The following is a 1,928-nucleotide window of genomic DNA, read 5'->3' as shown; positions in this document are numbered from 1 at the left end:
CCCTCCCCGCCGTTCCCGTCCAGCGCCACCGCCTCCGTGCCGTCGCTCCCGACGAGGCCCCGCCGGTCGCCGACCTGCTGCACCCGGGCGCCACCTGGCTGCCCGCCCCGCAGGAGGCGCTGCCGGTGCTTCCGGGCCGGCCGCCGATGATCGGCTACCTGGTGCTCGTCCCGGCCGACCTGCATGCGGCAGGTCTCCCCGCGAGCCCCACGAACCCTGCGAACCCCGCGAATCCCGCAACGCCCGCGAACCCTGTGCACCCGGCAGATCCCGCTCACCACGCCCGTCCCCTCAGCGGCGGGAGCTCCGCGAGCACCGCCGGCATCCCCCACACCACGCCCCCCGCCGGGCACGGTGACGGCCTGGTCGGCATCGACCCCGAGCAGCGGATCGCCCGCGTCGCCGGCCGGCCGCTGGACCTGACCTACCTGGAGTTCGAGCTGCTGGCCCACCTGGTGGCCCACCCCCACCGGGTGCACACCCGCGACCAGTTGGTCACCACGGTGTGGGGCTACGGGCACGTCGGCGACGGCCGCACGGTCGACGTCCACGTGGCCAGGCTCCGCCGCAAGATGGGGGCGGAGCACCGGTCGTCGATCGTCACCGTGCGCCGCGTAGGCTACAAGTACGTGCCCCCGTCCGGCTCCTGACGCGCCGTCACACGAGCGGGGTGCGCCGTCGGCGTCCCGGGATCCGCGAGGTCCCGGACCCGGCGCGGCGACCACCCGCTCCGCTCGCCGAGCAGGGCCAGGACCGCGGGCAGCAGCACCATCCGCACCACCGTGGCGTCCAGCAGCACGGCGACGGCGAGCCCGACGCCCATCTGCCGCATGTCCTGCATGGACAGGGTGGCGAAGACCGCGAAGACGGCGACCATGATGGCGGCCGCGCCGGTGACGGCGCCGGCCGTCGCGCGGATGCCGTCCCGGATGGCCGCCGGTGTGGTGAGCCCGGAGAGCCGGGCCTCGCGGATCCGCGAGACGACGAACACGTGGTAGTCCATCGACAGCCCGAAGAGGACGACGAGCACGAACAGCGGCAGCCACGCCTCCACCGCGCCGGCGGGTTCCACGCCCAGCCAGGACGCGCCCCAGCCGTGCTGGAAGACGGCGGTGAGCACCCCGTAGGCGGCGGCTACGGACAGCAGGTTGAGGACGACCGAGGCCGCCGCCACATGCCAGGAGCGGAACGAGAGGAGCATCAGCAGGAACGTCACGGTGGTGATGAAGAGGAACACGGGCACGATGCCGCGCCCCAGCCGGTCGTTGAAGTCGACGGAGGCGGCGAGCGGTCCGGTGACCTTGGCCTCGCGGGCCACCGGCTCCAGAATGTGCGGCACCAGGTCCTCCCGGAGCGTGTCCAGCGCGCGCCGGGCCCCGTCGCCCGTACCGCCGCCGCCGTCACCACCCCCGCCGCTCTTTCGGGAACCGGAACCCGCGCCCGAACCGAGCGGCACCAAAATCTCCGCGATCCGCTCCCGCGGATGCGGCGTGACGGTAACGTCCTTCCCGAACCGCCCGCTCTCCGCCGCCCGCCGGGTGAACTCCCCGACCGCCGCGGTGAACCGGGGCGAGGTGACGTCGTCCGCCCTCACCACGACCTTCGCGGGAGCGGGCCCGCCGGGGAAGGCCGCGGTGATGCGCTCGTACGAGGTGCGCAGCGGAGCGTCGGAGGGCATCTGCCGTTCCAGGCCGAGCTGTTCGGTCCGCATGCCGAGGGCCGGCAGCGCGAGGACGAGCAGGACGGCGGTCGCCGCGGCCGCCATCAGCCCGGGCCGGCCGAGGACGGGCCCCAGCACCGCACCGGAGATCCGGCCCGTGGCGGGGCGGGAGGCGCGGGAGCGGCGAGGCGTACGAGAACGGCGGGGATCACGGGACCAATGAGGGCCACGGAAGCCGTCCGTACCCTCCCGCGCGCCGTCCCCCGCC

At 74.8% G+C, this 1,928-nt stretch carries 2 protein-coding genes; one reads left to right on the top strand and one right to left on the bottom strand.

The annotated features are described in order from the left end of the window. A partial coding sequence (locus ACSNOK_RS32775) for a winged helix-turn-helix domain-containing protein (RefSeq protein WP_436784433.1) occupies positions 1-650 on the top strand: 650 nt, incomplete at its 5' end. Here ACSNOK_RS32775 and ACSNOK_RS32770 read toward each other — a convergent pair. Beyond that, positions 620-1,928: MMPL family transporter (locus tag ACSNOK_RS32770; protein ID WP_436784432.1), on the bottom strand; the 1,309-nt coding region annotated here is incomplete at its 5' end. The two genes, ACSNOK_RS32775 and ACSNOK_RS32770, sit on opposite strands and share 31 nt — an antisense overlap.

The sequence above is a fragment of the Streptomyces sp. URMC 126 genome (assembly GCF_051386555.1).
Taxonomy (GTDB): domain Bacteria; phylum Actinomycetota; class Actinomycetes; order Streptomycetales; family Streptomycetaceae; genus Streptomyces.
The sequence above is the reverse complement of the archived record's forward strand: the minus strand, read 5'-3'. Positions and strand labels throughout refer to the sequence as shown.